Genomic DNA, 20,783 nt, shown 5'->3' with positions numbered 1-20,783 from the left:
GAGGAGAGGCCAAGGGGGAGGAACGCATGAGATTGGCAGGCAAGACGGCGGTGATCACCGGTGCAGGGTCCGGCTTCGGGGCGGGCATCGCGCGCCGCTTCGCCGAGGAAGGGGCGCGGGTGATGGTCGCCGACATCAACCTCGCGGGCGCCGAGGCCGTGGCCGCCGAGGTCGAGGGCGTGGCGCAGAAGGTCGACGTTGCGAACGACGCGAGCGTGGCCGAGATGGTGGCGGCGGCGCGAGCAACGCTGGGGCGGATCGATATCCTTGTGAACAACGCAGGGGTCACGCATCTGCCGGCCGCGATGGAGGATGTGACCGAGGCCGAGTTCGACCGGGTGTTGGCGGTCAATGCGAAGTCGGTCTACCTGACCGCGCGCCATATCGTGCCGCATATGAAGAACCGGGGCACCGGGGCGATCCTGAACATCGCCTCGACCGCCGGGGTCAGCCCGCGCCCGCGGCTCAATTGGTACAATGCCTCGAAGGGCTGGATGATCACCGCGACGAAGGCGATGGCGGTGGAGCTGGCGCCCTTCGGCGTGCGGGTCAACGCGCTGAACCCGGTGGCGGGCGAGACGCCGCTGCTGCCGTCGTTTCTGGGCGAGGACACGCCCGAGATGCGGGCGAAGTTCCTGTCGACGATCCCGATGGGCCGGTTCTCGACCCCGCAGGATCTGGCCAATGCCGCGCTGTTCCTGTGTTCGGACGAGGCGAGCCTGATCACCGGCGTGGGGCTGGAGGTCGACGGCGGGCGCTGTATCTAGCGCGGCTCGACCAGCCCGACCATCATCGCCAGCGCGCGGTTCAGCGGCGTGTCGATCCCCAAAGCCGCGCCGCGGCGGGCGATCTCGCCATTCAGCATGGCGATTTCGGTCGGTTTGCCGGCGATCACATCCTGCGCGGTCGAGGACAGCTGCCCGGCCATCGAGCGCGTGATGCCCATGACCTGCGCCAGCATGTCCGCGGGCAGGGTGATGCCGCTGGCCTCGGCCACGGCGCGGCATTCATGGACGATCTGGGCGAAGGTGGCCTCGGCCTCAGGCCGGGCGGCCATCACGCCATAGGGCTGGCGGGTCATGGCGGAAATCGCGTTGACGGCGCAGTTGAGGGTGAGCTTGGTCCAGAGCGCGGTTTCGGCCTGAGGCGAGACCTCGGTCGGGACTTGTGCGGCGTTGAAGAGCGCGCTCGCGGCTTCGGCGCCGGGGCCTTCGCCGAGGACCAACTCACCCCGGCCCTTGTGCGCGACATGGCCCGGACCGGCCATGCCCACGGCGACATAGACAACAGCGGGCAGGGCGGGGCGGCCGAGGGCCTCGGTCAGGATCGCGGCGTTGCCGATGCCGTTTTGCAGGCTGAGCACGGTGGCCGAGGGCGCAAGGTGGGGCTTCACGGCCTCGGCGGCGGCCTGAGTGTCGGGGGATTTGACGCAGATGAGGACGAGTTCCGCGCCCGCGACGACGGCGGGGTCGGTGCTGGCCTCGACGGTGACGGTTTCAACCGTGCCGCCCTTTTCCAGCAGCAGGCCGCGTTCGTCGACCGCCTGCACCAGCGCGGGGCGGCCGATCAGCACGACCTCTTCGCCCGCCTTGGCCAGCATTGCGCCATAATAGCAACCGACGGCGCCCGCCCCGAAAATCGCGATCCTAGCCATATATTCCTCCTGTCCGGCCCTTGAGGTGGACCGGACAGGCGGCAGGTTCAAGCCCTTACTCGGCCGCTTGCGCGTAGTCCGAGAGCGGCGGGCAAACGCAGAACAGGTTGCGGTCGCCATAGACGTTGTCGACGCGGCCGACCGGCGGCCAGTATTTGTCGACCCGGAACGAGCCCGGCGGGAAGCAGCCCTGTTCGCGCGAATACTCGCGGTCCCAGTCGGCCACCAGATCCTCGACCGTGTGCGGCGCATGGCGCAGGGGCGAGGCCTCAGCGCTGATCTCGCCATTCTCGACCGCCGTGATCTCGGCACGGATGGCGAGAAGGGCGGTGATGAAACGGTCGATCTCGGCCTTGGTCTCCGATTCCGTGGGTTCCACCATCAGCGTGCCGGCCACCGGCCAGCTCATGGTCGGCGCGTGGAAACCGTTGTCGATCAGGCGCTTGGCGATGTCCTCGACCGTGACGCCGGCTTCGGCGAAGGGGCGGGTATCGAGGATGCATTCATGCGCGACACGGCCCTTATTGCCCATGAACAGCACCTTGTAGGCCCCTGACAGGCGCGAGGCGATGTAGTTCGCGTTGAGGATCGCGACCCGCGTCGCCTGCGTGAGACCTGCGCCGCCCATCATCAGGCAATAGGCCCAGCTGATCAGCAGGATCGAGGCCGAGCCATAGGGCGCGGCGGACACCGGACCCTCAGACCCGCCGGTCTCGGGATGGCCGGGCAGATGGGGCGCAAGATGCGCTTTCACGCCGATCGGACCCATGCCGGGGCCGCCGCCGCCATGCGGGATCGCGAAGGTCTTGTGCAGGTTCAGGTGGCTCACATCGCCACCGATCTCGCCGGGCTTCACCAGACCGACCATCGCGTTCATGTTCGCGCCGTCGATATAGACCTGCCCGCCATGCTCATGGGTGATCTTGCACACCTCGCGCACGGTTTCCTCGAACACGCCATGGGTCGAGGGATAGGTGATCATGCAGGCGGCGAGCTGGTCGCCGGCCTTCGCGGCCTTGTCGCGGAAATCTTCGACGTCGATGTCGCCATTGGGCGAGGATTGCACGACGACCACATCCATCCCGCACATATGCGCCGAGGCCGGGTTGGTGCCATGCGCGGACATCGGAATGAGGCAGATCTTGCGCTGATCGTCGCCCCGTGCGCGGTGATAGGCGAGGATGGTCAGAAGTCCCGCATATTCCCCCTGCGCGCCCGAATTGGGCTGCATCGACATGGAATCATAGCCGGTGATCTCGCAGAGCTTCGCGGCGAGGTCGGTGATCACCTCGTGATAGCCCGCGGCCTGATCGGGCGGGCAGAACGGGTGCAGCGAGCCGAACTCGGGCCAGGTGATCGGCATCATCTCGGCCGCGGCGTTCAGCTTCATCGTGCAGGAGCCGAGCGGGATCATCGCCCGGTCCAGCGCCAGATCTCGGTCCGAGAGGCGGCGCATATAGCGCATCATCTCGCTCTCGGCGCGGTTCATGTGGAAGATCGGATGGGTCAGGTAGTTCGTCTCGCGCTTGAAGCTGGCCGGGAAGCCCAGATGCGCGCGATGCGGGGGCACGCCGTCGATGCCGAAAGCTTTCAGGACACGGTGCAGGACATTCTCGTCGGTGGTCTCATCCAGCGCGATGCCGACATGGCGCATGCCGATCTTGCGGAAATTGAGCCCCTCCTGCCGCGCGGCGGCGAGGATACCGGCCTGCCCCACGCCGACCTCTACGGTGATGGTGTCGAAGAAAGCCTCAGGCTCGACCCGGGCGCCAGCCGCCTTCAGCGCGCGGGCGAGGCGTTCGGTCATGAAGTGCACCCGCTCGGCGATGGCGCGCAGGCCGACGGGGCCGTGGAAGACGGCATACATCGAAGCCATGACCGCCAGCAGCGCCTGCGCGGTGCAGACGTTGGACGTCGCCTTCTCGCGCCGGATATGTTGCTCGCGGGTCTGCAGGGCCAGCCGGTAGGCCTTGTTGCCGCGCGCATCGACCGAGACGCCGACCAGACGCCCCGGCATCTGCCGCTTATGGGCATCGGCGCAGGAGAGGAAGGCGGCATGGGGGCCGCCATAGCCCATCGGCACGCCGAAGCGCTGGGCGGAGCCAACCGCGATATCTGCGCCCATCGCGCCCGGCTCCTTGATCATGCAGAGCGCCAGCAGGTCGGTCGCCATGATCGCCACGGCCTTGGCGGCGTGCAGCGCGGCGATGGTGTCGGTGAAGTCGCGCAGATGGCCGTGGGTGCCGGGGTATTGGAAGATCGCGCCGAAGACCTGCGCGGGGTCCATGTCCTCGGGCTTGCCGGTGATCACCTCGATGCCCAGCGGCTCGGCGCGGGTTTTCATCACGGCGATGTTCTGCGGATGGCACTGATCGTCGATGAAGAAGCCCTTGGCCTTCGACTTGGCGACGCGCTGGGCCATGACCATCGCCTCGGCGCAGGCGGTGGATTCATCTAGAAGCGAGGCATTGGCCACCGGCAACCCGGTCAGATCCGCCACCATGGTCTGGAAATTGAGCAGCGCCTCCAGCCGGCCCTGCGCGATCTCGGGCTGATAGGGGGTGTAGGCGGTGTACCACGCCGGATTCTCAAGGATATTCCGCTGGATCGCCGGGGGCGTGATCGTGCCGTAATAGCCCTGACCGATGAGCGAGGTCATCACCGTGTTCTTCTCGGCCACCTCGCGCATCTTCGCGAGCAGCCCGCCTTCCGAGAGCGGCGCCCAGGTCAGCGGGTCGTCCTGCCGGATCGAGGGGGGAACGGCCTCGTCGATCAGCTGGTCAAGGGTCTGGCAGCCGGTCGCGGCCAGCATCTCGGCCATCTCGGCGGGCGAGGGGCCGATATGGCGGCGGTTGGCGAAATCATAGGGATCGTAGCTGCTGGGCGTATAGGTCATCGGGGGCTCCATCCATCAGGCGCGCGCTCAGGGCGCGACGACCCGGGCGAGATTGTCGAGCGAGGAGGCCAGCCCCTTCGCATGTTGGTCGGGGTCGATGCCGGGCGGGACCCGCGTGGCCTCGACAAGGACGCGGGTGCCCGCGCCCTCAGGGGTGAAGCGCCAATCCATCCGCATGGTGCCGGCCATGGCAGGATCGAGGCTGGGGAAGTCGACATCGAGGACCAGCCGATGCGGCGCCTCGAGGCTGACGAAGCGCGCGCGGACCACGTCGTGATGCGCGCCGGCCTTGCCCTTGGCGCCGTCGGTGAAGTGCAGCACCATCCGCAGCGCGCCGCCGGGCACGGGATCGAGCGCCTCGATCTCGCCCACGGCGCCCTGTGGTGGCAGCCATCGGGCGAGCGTTTCGGCCTCGGTCCAGGCGTTGAAGCAAGCCTCAGGCGGGGCGTCGATCAGACGCTCGGCGCGGTCGCGGCGCGCGGGGTCATAGGCCGGGGTCTCACGCATCGCCGCCCTCCCGATGCTGCGCGACATTGACGAGGTTGCCCTCGGGGTCGCGCAGGAAGAAGCGGTGGATGCCCCAGGGCTCCTGCACCGGGCCATAGACCGGCTCGGCCCCCGTGGCGCGCAGGGCGGCGAGCGCCGTGTCGAGGTCGTCGACCAGCACCGAGATCGCCGGCAGCTCGGTTCCCGAGCCGCCTTCGCTGGCCAGCTGCAACCGCACCCGTGCCTGCGCGGGATCGCCGAGGAAGGCGATCCAGCCCATGTCGAAATCGACGCTCAGCCCGAAGACCGCCCGGTAGAACCGGGCCAAGGCCGCCGGGTCGCGCGCGGGCAGGTTGGGAACGATTGCCAGCACCGCCATGGGATCAGCCGATGTGATCCTTGTACTCGTCCTCGGTCATGTAATCGTCGAGGGCCGAGAGATCGTCGATCTTCATCTTGAAGAACCAGCCCTCGCCCATCGGGTCGTCATTGACCAGCGCCGGGTTGTCGGTGAGCGCCTCGTTCACGGCCACGATCTCGCCATCCAGCGGCGCGAGGATGTCCGAGGCCGCCTTGACGGATTCGATCACGCTGACCTCGTCGCCCTTGGCGACCTGCGTCTCGGGCTCGGGCAGTTCGACGAAGACCACGTCGCCCAGCTGCTCGGCAGCATGTTCGGTGATGCCGACGACGACCAGATCGCCTTCGACGCGGAGCCATTCGTGTTCTTCGGTGAATTTCATGGCCTTGGACCTCATTTGCGGTAGGTGGAGGGACGGAAGGGAAGGGGGGTGACGCGCGCCGGCAGGCGCTTGCCGCGGACCTCGGCCCAGACGGGCGTGCCGGGGGCCGACAGATCTTTGGGCAGGTGGCCCATGGCGATGGGGGCCTGCAGCGAGGGGCCGAAGCCGCCCGAGGTGATCACGCCGACGGGCTCGGCGGCGTCCTCGGCGGCAAACAGGGGCGTGCCCTCGCGCATCGGTGCGCGGCCCTCGGGCAGAAGGCCGACGCGCAGACGGGAGGGCCCCTCGGCCAGCTCGCGCTGGATGCGGTCGGCACCGGGGAAACCACCCTCAAGCCGGCGGCGCTTCTGGATCGCCCAGTTCAGCCCGGCCTCGATGGGCGAGGTCGTGGTGTCGATGTCATGGCCATAGAGGCACAGCCCGGCCTCCAGCCGCAGCGAATCCCGCGCGCCGAGACCAATCGCCTCGACCGCCTCATCGGCAAGCAGGGTGCGGGCGAGGTCCTCGGCCCGGTCCTCGGGCACGGAGATCTCATAGCCATCCTCGCCGGTATAGCCCGAACGCGAGATCCACAGCTCGGTGCCGTTCCAGTCGAAAATGCCCACATCCATGAAGCGCATCGCCGCAACGCCCGGCACCAAAGCCGAGAGCGCGCCCTCGGCGGCGGGGCCCTGCAGGGCGATGAGGCCGCGATCCGTCACCGGTTCCACGCCCGGCAGATGGGCCTGCAGATGGGCGATATCGGCTTCCTTGCAGGCTGCATTGACCACGAGGAACAGGTGATCGCCACGATTGGCGACCATCAGGTCATCGAGGATCCCGCCCTCGGGATTGGTGAAAAGCGCATAGCGCTGGCGGCCCTTGGGCAGGCCATGCACATCCACCGGCACCAGCGCCTCAAGCGCTTCAGCGGGGGCGCGCAGGATCACCTGCCCCATGTGCGAGACATCGAACAGCCCCGCCTTGGCGCGGGTGTGCAGATGCTCGCCCATCACGCCGAGCTTGTATTGCACCGGCATCTCGTAGCCGGCGAAGGGCACCATCTTGGCCCCCAGCTCGAGATGCAAATCGTATAGGCATGTCACCCGTAGATCGGTCATTCCGTCCCCTCCGTCTCCGGTCGGATGACCGGCACCAGTCATGGCGCAATCCTGCGCCTGTTGGTGCCCCCTCTGTCTTTGCCCTGCGTCGATACCGCATAGGGCGCCTGAGATCGTTATCCCTTCGGCGGGCCCGAAGGCCACTCTCCAGAGTTCCAGATGTGAACGCGGTCCCTTGCGCCTGAGAGTTTACCGGGGCGGTTGCTCCTTCGGCACCGGCGGGGGTGGAGCCCGCCAGATTCTCCCGTGTTCACGACGCTTTCGATAGCAACAGCGACACGGGGCTGGCAAGCCCCCTCGTGCACCAAGGTATGCACCGGGTCGGAACAAGGCCTTGAAGCCCGCCGCGCCAAGGGGCATCCCTTTAGGAAAACACGGGAGTTTCCGACATGAGCGAACCCTTCTTCTTCGGCTACGGCTCGCTGGTGAACCGGCTGACCCATATCTACACCCCGGCCTATCGCGCCCGGTTGACCGGCTGGCGACGGGCGTGGAAGCACACGCAAGGCCGGGTCACGCCCTTCCTGACGGGGGTGCGCGACGAGGGTTCGGTGATCGACGGGCTGGTCGCGCATGTGCCGGGCGGCGACTGGGCCGCGCTCGATCTGCGCGAGGAGGGCTATGACCGCCACGCGATCCCCTCGGGGCTGGTGGTGGAGGGCGATCCGGCGCTGGCGGCGCAGGTCTATGCCGTGCCGGTGCGCACGATGGTGATCCAGGACGATCCCGCGCCGATCCTGATGAGCTATCTGGACGTGGTAATCCAGGGCTACCTGCGCGAATTCGGCGAACAGGGCGCCCATGATTTCTTCGCCACCACGGACGGTTGGGACACGCCGGTGCTCGATGACCGCGCCGCGCCGCGCTATCCCCGCGCTCAGGTGCTGACGCCCGAGGAAACTGCCTTTGTCGACGCAAAGCTGGCGGAATACCGCGTCACGGTGATCTGATGCGGTTGGTCTGCCTCAACGCCTGGGGCGGCACGCTGCATGAGGCGCTGATCGCGTGGCTGAGGGCCGAGACGGCGGATATCCTCTGTCTGCAGGAGGTCATCCACTCGCCCGAGGCCGCGCAGGATTGGCTAGAATACCGCGACGGCGCGCATGTCCTGCCGCAACGCGCGCGGATGCTCGACGATCTGCGCGCGGCGCTGCCGGGGCATGTCGCCACCTTCTGCCCTGCGGCGACAGGAGTTCTGTGGGATGGGGAGCAGACGGTGCCCTCGCATTGGGGGCTGGCGACGCTTGTGCGCGACACGGTGCCGGTGATCGGACAGGTGCAAGGCTTCGTCCACAAGGGCTATTCGGCGGAGGGCTATGGCGACCACCCTCGCTCGCGTCCCGCGCATGTGGTCCGGGTCTGGGCGGAGGGGCGGCCAGTCGTGGTGGCCCAGATGCACGGGTTGCGCGACCCCGCCGCGGGCAAAGCCGACACGCCCGAGCGTGCAGCGCAGGTGGGGCGGCTCATCGGATTGATCGAGAGCCTGCGCGAACCCGGCGACGGGCTGATCGTCTGCGGCGATTTCAACGTCGAGCCCGAGAGCGAGACCCTGAAACGCCTGAAAGCGCTGGGCCTGCGCGAGTTGGTGACCGAGGGCGGCTTCCCCGGCACGCGCACCGCCAGCTACAGAAAGCCCGGCCGTTTCGCGGATTACCTGCTGGTGAGCGACACCATCGATGTCCAGCATTTCGACGTGCTCTACGAACCCGAAATCAGCGACCACTGTCCGCTGGTGCTGGAGTTCTAAGATCCCTCACCGCAAAAGAAAAACCGGGCCCGAAGGCCCGGCTCTCAAGTCACGAGGTATCGCCTCTGATGGGCGGTTATTCGATCGAGACGGCCACGAAGCGCGGGTCGCCACCCGAACGGACCATCAGCAGCAGCGTGCGACGACCGGCATCACGGGCCCCATCGAGCGCCGTTTGCAGATCGGCGACCGAGGTCACCGGCTGCTGGCCGGCCTCGGTGATGACGTCACCGGCGCGCAGGCCCTTCGCCTCGGCATCCGAGCCTTGCTCGACACCGCGAACCACGAGGCCGTTGATGCCCGGCTCAAGGCCCATATCCGTGCGCATCTGCTCGGTCAGCGGGGCCACGTCGAGGCCCAGGATCGTCGAGGGCTCGACGGCATCCGGTGCCTGGCTGGAGCCCGACGCAGGCGTCAGACGCTCTTCGTCGCGCTGGGCGAGGGTGATCTTCAGCTGCTCTTCCTGACCATCGCGGAACACGGTCACGTCGACCTCGCGGCCCACGCCGGCATCGGCGACACGGCGCACCAGATCACGGGTGTCCGCCACTTCCGAGCCGTCGAAGCTGAGGATCACGTCCCCGGATTCAACACCGGCAGCCCGCGACGGGCCATCCATGACCTCGGTCACCAGCGCGCCACGGGCGGCGGGCAGGCTCAGGGCCTCGGCCACATCGGCGGTCACGTCCTGGATGCGCACGCCCAGCCAGCCGCGACGGGGCTCACCGTATTCGCGCAGCTGGAACACCACGCGCTCGACGACATGCGAGGACATGGCGAAACCGATGCCGATCGAGCCGCCGTTCGGCGACAGGATCGCGGTGTTCACGCCGATCACTTCGCCGCCCATGTTGAACAGCGGGCCGCCCGAGTTGCCGCGGTTGATGGCGGCATCGGTCTGGATGAAGTCGTCGTAATTGCCCTGCAGCGCGCGGCCACGGGCCGAAACGATCCCGGCCGAGACCGAGAAGCCCTGACCCAGCGGGTTGCCGACGGCCAGCACCCAGTCGCCCACGCGGGCCGCTGCCGAGTCGCCGAAGTTGACGAAGGGCAGTTCGTGATCGCTTTCCACCTTCAGCAGCGCGATGTCGGTGGCGGTATCGGTGCCCACCAGCTCGGCGTCGAGGCGGGTGCCGTCGAAGAACTCGACCTCGATCTCATCGGCACCTTCGATGACGTGGTTGTTGGTGACGATGAAGCCATCGGCCGAGATCACGAAGCCCGAGCCCAGAGCCTGGCTCTGACGCGGACGCGGCTGCTGACGGCCGTTGCGGTTGAAGAAGTCATTGAAGAAATCCTCGAAGGGGGCGCCTTCGGGGAGTTGCGGCATGGTCTGATCGAGATTGGCCGCGACGGTCGTCGAAGTGGTGATGTTCACCACTGCCGGGCTGACCTGATCGGCAAGGTCGGCAAAACTGACGGGACGGTCCTGCGCCTGCAGGGGCAGCGCCATGGCAGCCACGAGCAGCACCAATCCCAGGAAGTTCAGCCAGCGCAGCGCGATCCAGCCCGGCGCGGTCCGCGCAAGAGCGATTGCGCGAGGCGCCTGAGCGCGGGGGGCGCTCGCCTGGTGATGCGTCATGTTGATTTCCCCTTGAATGCTTGAAGACCCCGGGTCCCTCGCCCGGGGGCATTCCCGAACTTAGGAGCATTGTCGGCGAGTGCAAACCCGCATTGGCGCTTTCAAGCGAAGGTGAAGCCTGCGTGACGGACCTGAGAGGAGCGCGATGTTGGCAGGCGACATTTCATCCGCCGCACAGCTCTCGCACGCCGCAATCCTATCGAAGTCGCTGTGAAGGGAGGTTTTTTCGGGCGCAGCGACGTGCCGGAACTCCTTCTTGGCGAGGGTGGAAACCCTCTTGTCCTTCCGGATCACGGACAATATACGGGACGACGGAGACGTGGCCGAGTGGTCGAAGGCACACCCCTGCTAAGGGTGCAGACGGGGAACCGTCTCGAGGGTTCGAATCCCTTCGTCTCCGCCACACAATCCATATAAAGCATTGTTTTGGGTTGTATTTTCGGCATTCTGAGTCCAGCCGTCCCCCATTCTGTCCCCCAATCTGAGCCAGGCCCAAGTGCTACCACTGCAGGGCGCTTGCTCGAGGCTCCACCTTCCGGAACCCTTGTTCATCTCACGGCGCACCTGGCCTTTAGGGTCCCTTTAGGCAAAAAGTTGGGCCTCAGTGGTTATCATGTTTCAGGTGCAGGGCAGGCGGGTGAGGCGAGTACCGATCGTCCTTGTGTAGTTCAGTTTGTATCTGGATCAACAAAGACCTGAGTGGACATAGTGATGCAGATCTGACGATAGAGCTGCACGCGGCTGTATTCAGCAAGTTTCAGGGTACCTTTAGGTGGAGTTTGGACACCGTTTTGTCTTTAGGTCCGGGGCGCTTCAAGGCTTGAACTTGGAGCCCTGAATACAAGAGATTTCAGCCCCCGGATGCACCGAGGCTGAGACCGCTGTGGGTCGGGCGCCCTGATGGAGCACAGACACCGGTGCGCAGTTTGACTATGACTTAGCCTCGAACCATACCGGCTTGGTCGACTGCGGCATCTTGGCGATTGAGAAGGTAATGCCGATACTCCGCTAGAGCCGCCCGGCGAGGGCCTGCAAGATCGTTCTCCAACTCGTCGATCTTTCGCAACGCACTCGGGATGGTGGTCCATGGCGCTTCGTCGCGAAGCAAGTGGTCAGCGAATTCTTTCTGGATTTCCCGGCGCTCACGCACGGGGATGACCTGGGGCCACTCTGAACACACCATCCAGCGAGCGAGATGACGAGCCCTTGGATCCTTAAGGTCGGCGATTCGTTCCCATTTCTCTGCGGGTGAGCCCTTGTGAAAAGCGTCCAAAGCTGGACGGTCTGTCAGGGTGGGGAAGAACCCTCCGGAATAAAGCTGCTCACAGACATGCTCAGGGGGGCCGAACGAAGACCGGACGCGATCGGCTGCAGCCGCCAGCCGAAAGGCGAAAGCGGCGTCGACCGATACTCGGTCAATCAAGCGTGTGTCGAGCAACGGAATCGAAACAAGGTTTTCCACCGTCGCGCGATGAAACACCATCGGTGTTGTATTTGCCTTGACGCGAACCAGAACCGGATTCCTTCCTTTGTTCGAAAGCTGCTCCGCAAGGGTTGCAACGTCCATCTGAAGAACTCGGTCTGCGTCGTTCCCTAGCACCACACAAAGCCACGAGTTGGGATCTGTCCGGTCGGCCATGATGGGCAGGATAGACCGGATCAGCGGTGTTCCTGCATCGTAGTCCCAACTCACCTGAACCAAAGGCTCGCGCGCCTTCAGCATGAAGAGCACCTCGCGCTTTCGCCGGTTGCGAGCACAGAGGTCCCAAGCTTTGGGTGCACTGTTCCAGATGCGTATCGCAAGGTTCATGGTAGCCTGCACGTCACCAAGAGCGTCATGCGCGTTGTAGCGGCCGGTGCGATTCGCCGAGGAGAGAGCCTCGAGCTTGAAGGACGGCTTGCCGTCGGAACCACGAGGTACGGTGAAGGAACCAGGGGAAAGGGCTGCAATAGCCCGCGCCATGACCAGTAGGTCGACTCGCTCGCTGCCGTGCGTTTGGGTGACGTAGGGTGCGCGAAGATTTCCGAAAAAGCTGTGTCTGAGTAGTTCTTCATCGTAGCTCAACCCGTTGAAGGTCATGACAACGGAGGGAGCGTTAGCAAGAATGTCGGCATGGACGCGTCCGATGAACTCGTAGTGCGAAAGCGAGCTGCTTTGGATCCGAGAGATGGTCTGCCCGGTGACGAGAAGCGCTTCCGGATCGGGGAGCACATAGCGGGGAAGGCGCCCGCGCAAGTTGGTTACACGTAGCCGATTTCCGTCGGAATCGTAGGTACAGGCTGCGAACTGAAAAGGGCGATCGAACCGAGTGTGCACGCCTGTTGCTTCGGTGTCGTAGACATAGATATTCTGCATGAGGAGTTTCCTGGATTTGGGAGTGTAAAGGAAGGGAACCCGGAGCAAGGAACACGGCATTTGCCGTGATCCCCCAGCGCGCTCTTCCGCGGGCATGGTTCTTCACACCCCAAAAAAAATCCGCCCCAGCTTGTGGCTGGAGCGGTCCCAATTGGTGACGAAAGTGACGAAAGTGAGAGTTTCTACATTTATCGATTCAGGAGATCAGATCATGGGAAAACTAGTGTTTTCCGTAGGATGAAATGGCGCGCACCGTCACTTTCGTCACTTTCGTCATATTGGAGATGCCGCTTCCATAGCGGAAAATGTTTGCCCAGCCAGGCCTGAAGGCCTGACCGGGCTTGAGCTGCGCAATTCCGCTTACGCTTTCTCTTCGATCATTTGCAGTCCGGGGATCGTCATTCCGGTGTTTCGCTGAACCTGGCTGAAGCCCTGCTTTGAGAGGTCCTGAACGAAGCTCTTTCGCTTGTCTGCCTCTATGCCCTGACGCTGGCACCAGATCCGATAATGCTCGTATAGTTCTTGCGTCCTCACTTTGGCCTTTTGATCCTGGAACGTATTCTCCTCAAGGAAGGCCTTCAGCGTATCTTCATCGTCTAGATACTCAACCGATGCGGCCCGGAGAGCACTCGGGACGGCAAGACCGCAATTCTGCCATTGGATAGCGCCCTCGATTGCCCAGCGGAGGATCGCGGGCCCTTCTGCTTTCAGCTTGTCCGCGAGGTTGGGATCGCGCTCCTCCTCCGGAATGGTGACATTGAAGGGGACAAGAACCATCCGCGCCCGCATGGCCGTGTCCACGCCGTTCAAGCGGGGCTTGTCGTTGCCGGCAATCATCAACGTTAGCTGCGGCTTGAAGTCGAAGAAGTCCCCGCGCATGACCCTTGCGCTAAGCACCTCGCCACCGGTTAGGTCCTTGAGGCGCGCTTCATTCCAGGTGGCGTTCCGCGGAATTTCAGAAGCGACGGCAAGGCGTGCGCCCTGAAGCTTGGCCAGCCCCGTCGGATGCTGCTCGTTGCGTGAAGCCATTAGCAGCGAAGAGTCCGTCGTGGTAGCATAGTCGCCAAACAGCCACCTCAGAGTGTCGAGAAACACGCTCTTCCCATTGCGGCCTGAGCCGTAGAGGAAAAAGAACTTGTGCTCGGTGGTCAACCCGGTCGCAGAGTAGCCGCAGAGGCGCTGCAAGAAGGTGATAACATTTTGGTCGCCATCAAAGGCTCTGTTGAGGAACTTGAGCCACAGGCTTGGCTCGGCGCCTTCTGGTCCCGGCGCACAGGCGGTGCATTTGGTGATCAGATCTTCCGGGCGGGCGAGCGCGATCGTCCCTGTGCGAAGGTCGACAGTAAGCCCGGGCGTTCCTAGGAGTAGTGGGTCCCTGTCGAAATGGTCTGACTGAGCAACACTCATCGAATTGGTCGCCACAAGAGAAGCAACGGCATCAATCGTCGATCTGTTCTTCAGGTTTCGGGCTTCCTTCTTCGCCCAAATTATGAGCTTCGCCGCCTTGTCCTGCTTCATCGCACGCGCCTCTATGAGGGCCCTATTGACCAGATCTTTTGCCTCCTTACGAAGGAACTCCCGCGTATGAGAGAGATGGGTCTGTTGGGTGTCCAAGAACCAGCGGCCGTGGTCGTCGTCCCAGAAGTACCACTGTTTCTGAGCTGCTACATAACGCGCCACACGATCAAATGCCAACTGTCCCATGCGCTGAGCAAGAGCATCGTGGCTTAGGTCGATGTCTCGAACTGATGCCTTCTTCAGTGGCTCAGGAGGATTCATGTTGTTGCTTGCCGTGCACGCCGAACCGCACTTTTCGGTGGCATTGGCCCCAGCGCTTTGACGGATGTCCTCCGCCGCTTCGGCGTTGTTGTCACTGTCGGTGTTTTCGGTGCTGCCAACAGAGAATATTGCCAAGTCTTCCTGACTCGTGCTGATTTTTGCGGCGTCTTCTTGGTTTTGGATGCTCGAAGTTAAGCTATTCATGGATCGTCTCCATTGAACGGCCAGGTCAGCAGTGCTAGAGATGTTGTGCAAAGAAGATTATCTTTGGATCACGATCCAGAAATAATTCGAATCTCTACCCCCACTGGCTCTGGCCAGTGGGGTTTTAAATTTGCGTGGTGTTATCGACCCAAGTCGGGCCTTTCGCCAGAGGAAGTGACTGAATCCAGTCGATGACATGCTGCTTGTCCCAAGCAACATGACGTTGCGAGATCTTTAGCGGGCGCGGAAACGCGCCCTCCTTGATCTGTGCGTAGATGGCGGACTTCGACATGCCGGTCATTTTGATGACTTGAGGCATGCGGATCAGTTCCATCGAATTTCCGTTCAAGCTCATTGGGTTCTTCCCATGATAGGGTCCGAGAAGAACTCCGTTGTGCAATCCGATCGCGATTGGCTCCGAGGCATGGCCCGGGGTGCCTTAAACAGGATATTGATTGACCCAGCGGAGTGAAAGCCCAAGCCGATGGCAACATGCCAGTCGGAATGGTCGGCTCTCGGACAGTTGCTGTCTTGGTGAAGAAGACTCGCGCCTAAGCTCGTTGGTCTTTCACTCCAGTCGCGTCTCATGTGATCCGCGAATGAACCCGATATGGCCCAATCGTCCAGGGCGCGCAAGAGGAAAAATAAAGATCTTTCGATCAACTATCAATCCAGGGTGTTGGACGGGCAATGCGGTCTTAGTGAATCAGGCAGCTCACGCGAGCGAAGGGGGGATGGGAAAGGGTGTTGGAGCTAAGGGGCGGGGGGGTAGTTCAGGTGTTCCGCCCTGCCTCAATAACCACATTCCTCTGGTCTTTGAAAATATTTCAGAATTGGTATTAACTTGGACGAACTAGGACTATTCAAAACATCCGTATTCGTTCAGGCGTTCGTGTTCTTGTCACCGGAGGCCCTCCCTCCTGGCTCATGGCCGGCTCCGCTCCGCTGCGCCGACCCGAGCCACCGGTCGGGCGTCTTGGCCCAATCAAGTGATAGGCAGCCAAGGTTGGGGAGTCTGGAATATGTCAGAAATCTATGATGCTCGATTGAGAGTGGGGGTGGGCCCCAGGCAAGCGGGTTGACAGGCCCCCACAGCGCAAGACGATCGACGCCCCCCGCCCCCGGTCACGGAGGGCGGGGATGGCGTCGGTAGACGCCGAGCTGTGGAGGCCTGTCAAGGAGGCTGAAAGGCTCCCGCCCGCTTGGCCGGTCGCGGCCCGAAGGGCGCGCGCGAGACCCGTGGCTCGTGCGCGAGCGGCCGGTCAAGGAACAGATTTTGCGTCAGCAAAATCTGCGGGTGGGACAGCCTCCGACCCCTTGCCGGTTTCCATGACGGCGCGGTTGTGACGTCGCCAAAGTTGAGATGCAACGTTGTGACTTTGATACTTTCCGTCGAAGCGTAAGCGGGGTCCGGATAAAACTGTTGCTGCGCATATCGTTGGGTTCCAGAGGAGGAGAGTGCGGTGCTTTTTGGTGAGCGGGATTGGTGCGTGCCAGCACAATTGCTTACGCGTGCCTTCACTTAGCCTTTGGAACAACCGCTGAAGCACTTCATTGTTAAAGGTCATAGCACCTGATCGAAGGCCGCATCCTACAGCACCGATCCCTAACGCAACTGTACTCTGGCCGCGTGCTGCTCGGCTACACTGGCTCCTGCAACTTGGTCGCAGCCCGCGCGCAGGAGTGAAGGACTGCGCGGCAGCGCGAGCAGAACGCGATGGGGCATTGCGCCTTTGTGCCGCGAGCGTTCTGGTCTTCCGAAGTCTTTCAGCTCACGTGGAGTGAGAACTTTGCGATCGTTGCGGGCGCACGTGCCAAGCTGCAGGTTGTGCTTAAGAAGTTATCGCGCGGCCGGGCCTTCTTGGTTCGTGCTTATTTGCTGCCGACCCACGAGATATTGCTTGACGCCCATTGGCATGCTTTCCGCGTCGTCGGCGGCGTGCCCGGCCGAGGCAACCACGGCAAAATGAAAGCGGCGGTCGACCGCATCGGTCGCGGCAAGTAGCGGCAGTTTAACTTGCGCTTCTTGGCCATTGCCAACCATTATCTCGAGCTGAAGGGGTGTTTTTGGGTCGCGAACGGTTACTTCGCCGCTTATCACCCGTCCTTCTGTGGCTGCAAGGTCGGTTGGTCTTTGCGTCCGCACCGAAGTAAAGTTCAGGAGGACTGCACACCTTCCGCGCCGATTTCGATCTGATCTTCGGCGGATAGTAACCAGGCCGAGAGGAGTTCGGCCGAGGCGACGACCTGATCCGGCTTTCGCAGGGCGCATTCCCACACCGTAGCTACACGCCATACGTCTTCCAGAAGTTTCGCGCTAACGGCGTTGTCCCGAGCGACGTTCGCCTCGAACTTCACCCGCCAGAACTCCGGCCGGGTTGCCGGTACGGTCGCGTAGCGGCAACCCTCGTGTCGGTGCCAGAAGCAGCCGTGCACGAAGACCACGGCGCGGTGCTTCGGAAGGACAAGGTCCGGTCGGCCGTGAACCTTGCTGGAATGAAGCCGGAAACGAAAACCGCGCGCGTGCAATGCCCGCCTGAGAGCCAACTCGGGCCTCGTGTTCTTTCCCCTGATCCCCGACATCATCCGGGAACGGGTCTGCTGGTCCACGATATCGGTCACATCGGTCCTGGTTTTCGTCCGTGAACCTAGTATACACCGGCTGAATGAAATTCGTCAGGAGCCTGATTTGCCTTCCACTTTCGGCATTGTCGATCTGTTCGCCGGCCCGGGCGGTCTTGGCGAGGGGTTCGCTTCTCTCGTCGAGGACGGCTATGAGCCATTCCGGATCGGCATTTCGGTCGAGAAGGAGGCGTCGGCCCATCGGACCCTGACGCTGCGTGCCTTTCTGCGCGAGTATCGTGCACGTCACGGCGTCTTGCCGAAAGAGTTTATCGATTTCCATGCCGGGCGGACATCCGAACCGGACTGGTCAACCGTCGGTGCCGAAGCGTGGCAGCATGCCATCGACGAAGCCCGCGCGCTTGAGCTCGGCACCGGGGCTGCGGCGACCGCCATAGATGGCGCCATCGCGACGCTGAAAGCAAAGTACGACGACACGATCCTGATCGGCGGCCCGCCCTGTCAGGCCTATTCGCTGGTGGGGCGCGTCCGCTCCAGAGGCAAGGTCGGCTACGTCCCGGAGGAGGATGCGCGGCACTACCTCTTTCGGGAGTACATACGGGTCCTCGACAAGCTTCGCCCGGCCGCCTTCGTTATGGAAAACGTCAAGGGCATGCTTTCGTCGACAGTCGAAAGCCGGCTTGTATTCGAGATGCTGATGGAGGATCTGTCCTCGCTCGGCACGGGTCACGCCCATCACTACGAACTTCGTGCCGTCCGGGTAGAGGATGGCAAGGCCAGCCTGCAGGAGGCGGCGCAGCCCTCGGATTTCATCGTTCGCGCCGAGGCGTTCGGTGTTCCGCAGCGTCGCCACAGGGTGATCATCGTCGGCATCCGCTCTGACCTCGCAAGACGTGCCGCCGATGCGGAGATCGCTGTATCGGGGATGGTACGGACCGTCCGCGATGTCATCGAAACGATGCCTGCCTTGCGAAGTGGCATCAGTCGCGGGCGCGACGACGCGGCTGCCTGGCGAGGAGAAGTCCTCGACGCCGCGAAGCTGCTGGCCGGCATCTCCAAGGGGAAGGAGAAACGTGCAATCCGTGAAGCGTTTCTGACCGTCGCGGAGCGAGTGAAGAAGAATCCGCTTACCGTTCGGGCTGCGTCACAGTTGCCAGACGACTATGGCACTTCGAACGATGAGTTGCTGCAGTGGATCGAGCGACCGGAACTTCGCGCGATCGCCCAGCACGAGACGCGCGGGCACATGGCATCGGATCTGGGTCGCTACTTGTTTGCTGCCGTGTTCGGAACCGTCCATCGCTACAGCCCGAAGGCGGCCGATTTCCCTCTGGTGCTCAGCCCCGATCACCGCAACTGGCACAGTGGTGTCTTCAATGACCGCTTCCGGGTTCAGTTGGCGGACGAGGCCTCGACCACGGTCACGAGCCACATCTCGAAAGATGGCCACTACTTCATTCACCCCGATCCGATCCAGTGCCGGAGCCTTACGGTTCGCGAAGCTGCTCGGCTGCAGACATTTCCCGACGATTACCTGTTTCTTGGCAACCGCACGCAGCAGTATGTCCAGGTCGGAAACGCCGTGCCGCCGTTTCTTGCGAGGCAGATTTCTAGAGTGCTACTTTCAGCTTTGGGCTCTTGATCCGTTGGCGCCGAGCAGCGCGGCCTTAGCATCGTCAATTGACCACCAAGGGCGTCGAGCAGGCTCTGATGGTGTGACCGCCCCCCGACGGCATCCGTGTGCCAAAGTGGGTCTGCAAGGATCCACAAAGGAGAGCGGTCACACCATCAGAGCCGTGTCTCACCGATGTCTCGAACTTTTGCCATTTCTGTCCTGACCAAATGATCTCTATTGCTTGATTTCAGGAATGGACAAGGAATGAGGCGAGTAGTCCGCCGCTCTGATTTTGGCCCAAGTGTCTGCACGCTTCGCCACTTCCGAAATCTGCTGGCCCGGGGCAATCCTGTTGAACTCGGCGTTCACGACCACGGCCCAGTCCCAGAGCAGGTCACGCAGAGCGCCAGAAATCCCCTGTCGCATCCAGATCTGCTCGAGGTCCAGCCTGTCGCCGAGTCGATCTGCGACCACCGACACGACGTAGGTTGCGATGTTCACCCATCCTTGGCGGAACACCTCTTTCGCCTCCTTCGTCTTGATCATGCTCTCGATCGCCTTGAACAGAATGACCTTTGCGATCATCCCTCGATACCAACGGGCATCGAGCGGGCTCGGGACAATGGTCGGATCATCATCGAGTGCAGCCATGAAGGCAGCGAAGTTCTTCTCGCCAGCCATAGCGACCTGGTTCGGCTTGCCACGCCACGCTTCATGGTACTTAGCGATATCATTCTTGGAGAGCTTGCGCTTGGGCGGGATCATCTCTTTCAAGTTTCGCCTTTTAGCCGGGGTCGTGCCTTCTCTCAGCAGCATGACGTTGTAGGCGCCAGCTGCGCGCTCGTAGAACCATCGCGTTGCACCGTCAGGGCACCACGTGTCGTTCGCGAGTTTTTCAAGTTCTCGATGGAACGGGCGGTTCGCCGACAGGTCGGACATCTTCACCGCGTTCTGACTGTTCGCATACCGTGACACGTTGCTGATCAGTCTCTCGCGCGCTTCGTCCTGCGATCCCTTGAGGATGATGATCTTGGCTGGGACCATGACATGGCTAAGATCGATGGTACGATCATCGCGGGATGAGAAGTAGATGGTCGAGGTCGTCTGGCCGCCGTTCACGATCTGCAGACCCTTCAGGAAGGAAAGGCCCAGATTACCGTCGTCGGTCCGCTCGAAGGCCGCTTCGTCGCAGACAAGCACCAGGCCATTGTTGAAGGCGAGGAAGTGCTCCGGTTCCTTCCGCAGCGTATCGACGATGCCCTTGTTTACCGCGCGCTTGTTCCCCAGAAAGGTGCGAATATTGGCTTCGAGCAGCGTCGTCCCGTAGCGCAGATAGAGATCCCGAATGAGCTGCCCGGGAATGGCGGTTAGGGGATACTCGTAGTCAGCGTCAGGGTCTGGGACGTGTACGCAGGGGAGTGCCCGACCGATCGACTGGACGAAACTTACGGCCAGTTCGTCTCGCGGTTTGCCCTCGGTGTGGCGGAACAGCCTCTCCATATCCATGGCCTCGACGGCCACCATCTTCTGGTGAACCTCCTTGTTCGAGAACCGTTTGGTCTTGGTCTTGCCATCCGTGATCACGAACACTCGAAGTCGGTCGATGTCGCCCCAGCGAGACCGAATGGTCGCAACCAGATCCCTGACGGGATGCGTCGGATCGATCCTTGCATCGAGATTGCCGCTTGCCGCTCGAAACAGAAAACGAACGCCTTCGCTAGCTGTTGCGGTTGCATCCGAGTCCCTGAGATCGTTCAGTTCTTCGGTCCCGAAATAGTGGGTCACGAAGAGGTCGAGAGCCGTTTCATCGGAGCTCAGCGCATAGCCCGTAATGCGGAGTTTCGCGTTACCGACCTTGCCGCTCCAATGGCAAACGGTTGGTGCCTCGCAGATTCCAGTTTCTGCGACATGCTCCATAACCATTTCCGCAAAAACGAGCTCATCCGAAGGAAATGGGCCTTCCCCAGCCTCTACGCGCTCGGCGACAATGGTCTGCAGGTCGGAACGAAAGTTGCGGTGAAATTCGTCGAGGCTCATG

Annotated in this window: 17 protein-coding genes, 1 tRNA gene and 1 riboswitch; of the genes, 6 read left to right on the top strand and 12 right to left on the bottom strand. The window is 62.8% G+C overall.

What is annotated here, in order from left to right; all coding sequences use genetic code 11:
* Window positions 1-26: 26 nt before the first annotated feature.
* The gene (locus tag BCY78_RS12735; RefSeq protein WP_068302361.1) at window positions 27-767 is read left to right on the top strand and encodes a glucose 1-dehydrogenase; all 741 of its coding nucleotides are present in this window, start codon (window positions 27-29) and stop codon (window positions 765-767) included.
* On the opposite strand, the gene BCY78_RS12730 is transcribed toward BCY78_RS12735, so the two are convergent.
* Genes BCY78_RS12730 through gcvT form a run of 6 tightly spaced genes read right to left on the bottom strand, consistent with a single transcriptional unit; the run spans window position 764 to window position 6,879 of the window.
* The gene (locus BCY78_RS12730) at window positions 764-1,654 is read right to left on the bottom strand and encodes a ketopantoate reductase family protein (protein WP_068302358.1); all 891 of its coding nucleotides are present in this window, start codon (window positions 1,652-1,654) and stop codon (window positions 764-766) included. The genes BCY78_RS12735 and BCY78_RS12730 overlap by 4 nt on opposite strands.
* A 55-nt stretch (window positions 1,655-1,709) precedes the next feature.
* Window positions 1,710-4,550: an aminomethyl-transferring glycine dehydrogenase gene (gcvP, locus tag BCY78_RS12725; RefSeq protein WP_068302355.1), complete on the bottom strand. Its 2,841-nt coding sequence runs from the start codon at window positions 4,548-4,550 to the stop codon at window positions 1,710-1,712.
* Window positions 4,551-4,577: 27 nt separating this feature from the next.
* Window positions 4,578-5,057 (bottom strand): SRPBCC domain-containing protein, encoded by a 480-nt coding sequence (locus BCY78_RS12720; protein ID WP_068302352.1) that lies wholly within the window; start codon window positions 5,055-5,057, stop codon window positions 4,578-4,580.
* Window positions 5,050-5,415 (bottom strand): VOC family protein, encoded by a 366-nt coding sequence (locus BCY78_RS12715; protein WP_068302349.1) that lies wholly within the window; start codon window positions 5,413-5,415, stop codon window positions 5,050-5,052. Before BCY78_RS12715 ends, BCY78_RS12720 begins: the two co-directional genes overlap by 8 nt.
* A 4-nt stretch (window positions 5,416-5,419) precedes the next feature.
* Window positions 5,420-5,779: a glycine cleavage system protein GcvH gene (gene gcvH, locus BCY78_RS12710; RefSeq protein WP_068302347.1), complete on the bottom strand. Its 360-nt coding sequence runs from the start codon at window positions 5,777-5,779 to the stop codon at window positions 5,420-5,422.
* Between the two features lie 11 nt (window positions 5,780-5,790).
* Window positions 5,791-6,879 (bottom strand): glycine cleavage system aminomethyltransferase GcvT, encoded by a 1,089-nt coding sequence (gene gcvT, locus BCY78_RS12705; protein ID WP_068302344.1) that lies wholly within the window; start codon window positions 6,877-6,879, stop codon window positions 5,791-5,793.
* Between the two features lie 158 nt (window positions 6,880-7,037).
* Window positions 7,038-7,136, bottom strand: a riboswitch (glycine riboswitch).
* A gap of 132 nt (window positions 7,137-7,268) precedes the next feature.
* On the opposite strand from gcvT, the gene BCY78_RS12700 reads away from it, so the two are divergent.
* Both BCY78_RS12700 and BCY78_RS12695 read left to right on the top strand, forming a co-directional pair.
* Entirely contained in the window at window positions 7,269-7,829 is a 561-nt protein-coding gene (locus BCY78_RS12700) for a gamma-glutamylcyclotransferase family protein (RefSeq protein ID WP_068302342.1), read from the top strand.
* A complete protein-coding gene (locus BCY78_RS12695) occupies window positions 7,829-8,626 on the top strand; it encodes an endonuclease/exonuclease/phosphatase family protein (protein ID WP_068302339.1) in 798 nt (265 codons plus the stop codon). Before BCY78_RS12700 ends, BCY78_RS12695 begins: the two co-directional genes overlap by 1 nt.
* Window positions 8,627-8,702: 76 nt before the next feature.
* On the opposite strand, the gene BCY78_RS12690 is transcribed toward BCY78_RS12695, so the two are convergent.
* Window positions 8,703-10,208, bottom strand: coding sequence for a Do family serine endopeptidase (locus BCY78_RS12690; RefSeq protein WP_068302336.1), 1,506 nt, complete (start codon window positions 10,206-10,208; stop codon window positions 8,703-8,705).
* Between the two features lie 313 nt (window positions 10,209-10,521).
* Between BCY78_RS12690 and BCY78_RS12685 the strand changes: the two genes are divergently transcribed.
* A tRNA-Ser gene (locus BCY78_RS12685) sits at window positions 10,522-10,611 on the top strand.
* 534 nt (window positions 10,612-11,145) lie between these two features.
* Here BCY78_RS12685 and BCY78_RS12680 read toward each other — a convergent pair.
* From BCY78_RS12680 to BCY78_RS12670, 3 genes are all read right to left on the bottom strand, one after another.
* Entirely contained in the window at window positions 11,146-12,564 is a 1,419-nt protein-coding gene (locus tag BCY78_RS12680) for a hypothetical protein (protein WP_068302334.1), read from the bottom strand.
* Between the two features lie 360 nt (window positions 12,565-12,924).
* The gene (locus tag BCY78_RS12675; RefSeq protein ID WP_068302331.1) at window positions 12,925-14,547 is read right to left on the bottom strand and encodes a phage/plasmid primase, P4 family; all 1,623 of its coding nucleotides are present in this window, start codon (window positions 14,545-14,547) and stop codon (window positions 12,925-12,927) included.
* 124 nt (window positions 14,548-14,671) lie between these two features.
* Window positions 14,672-14,881, bottom strand: a complete 210-nt coding sequence (locus BCY78_RS12670; RefSeq protein WP_068302328.1) for an AlpA family transcriptional regulator — start codon at window positions 14,879-14,881, stop codon at window positions 14,672-14,674.
* Window positions 14,882-16,264: 1,383 nt separating this feature from the next.
* Here BCY78_RS12670 and BCY78_RS12665 point away from each other — a divergent pair.
* Window positions 16,265-16,552 carry a hypothetical protein gene (locus BCY78_RS12665; protein ID WP_068302325.1) on the top strand — a complete coding sequence of 96 codons (288 nt, stop codon included), beginning with the start codon at window positions 16,265-16,267 and terminating at the stop codon, window positions 16,550-16,552.
* A gap of 152 nt (window positions 16,553-16,704) precedes the next feature.
* Here the strand turns inward: BCY78_RS12665 and BCY78_RS12660 are convergent, their stop codons facing one another.
* Entirely contained in the window at window positions 16,705-17,169 is a 465-nt protein-coding gene (locus BCY78_RS12660) for a very short patch repair endonuclease (RefSeq protein ID WP_068302323.1), read from the bottom strand.
* Between the two features lie 67 nt (window positions 17,170-17,236).
* Between BCY78_RS12660 and BCY78_RS12655 the strand changes: the two genes are divergently transcribed.
* A complete protein-coding gene (locus tag BCY78_RS12655) occupies window positions 17,237-18,772 on the top strand; it encodes a DNA cytosine methyltransferase (RefSeq protein ID WP_199523150.1) in 1,536 nt (511 codons plus the stop codon).
* A 207-nt stretch (window positions 18,773-18,979) separates the two neighbouring features.
* Here the strand turns inward: BCY78_RS12655 and BCY78_RS12650 are convergent, their stop codons facing one another.
* A complete protein-coding gene (locus BCY78_RS12650) occupies window positions 18,980-20,782 on the bottom strand; it encodes an AIPR family protein (RefSeq protein WP_068302317.1) in 1,803 nt (600 codons plus the stop codon).
* Between the last annotated feature and the right edge of the window lies 1 nt (window position 20,783).

This window comes from Pararhodobacter sp. CCB-MM2, assembly GCF_001691415.1.
Lineage (GTDB): Bacteria > Pseudomonadota > Alphaproteobacteria > Rhodobacterales > Rhodobacteraceae > Pararhodobacter.
Note: the sequence above shows the minus strand (reverse complement) of the source record. Positions and strands in the feature narration are given on the sequence as shown.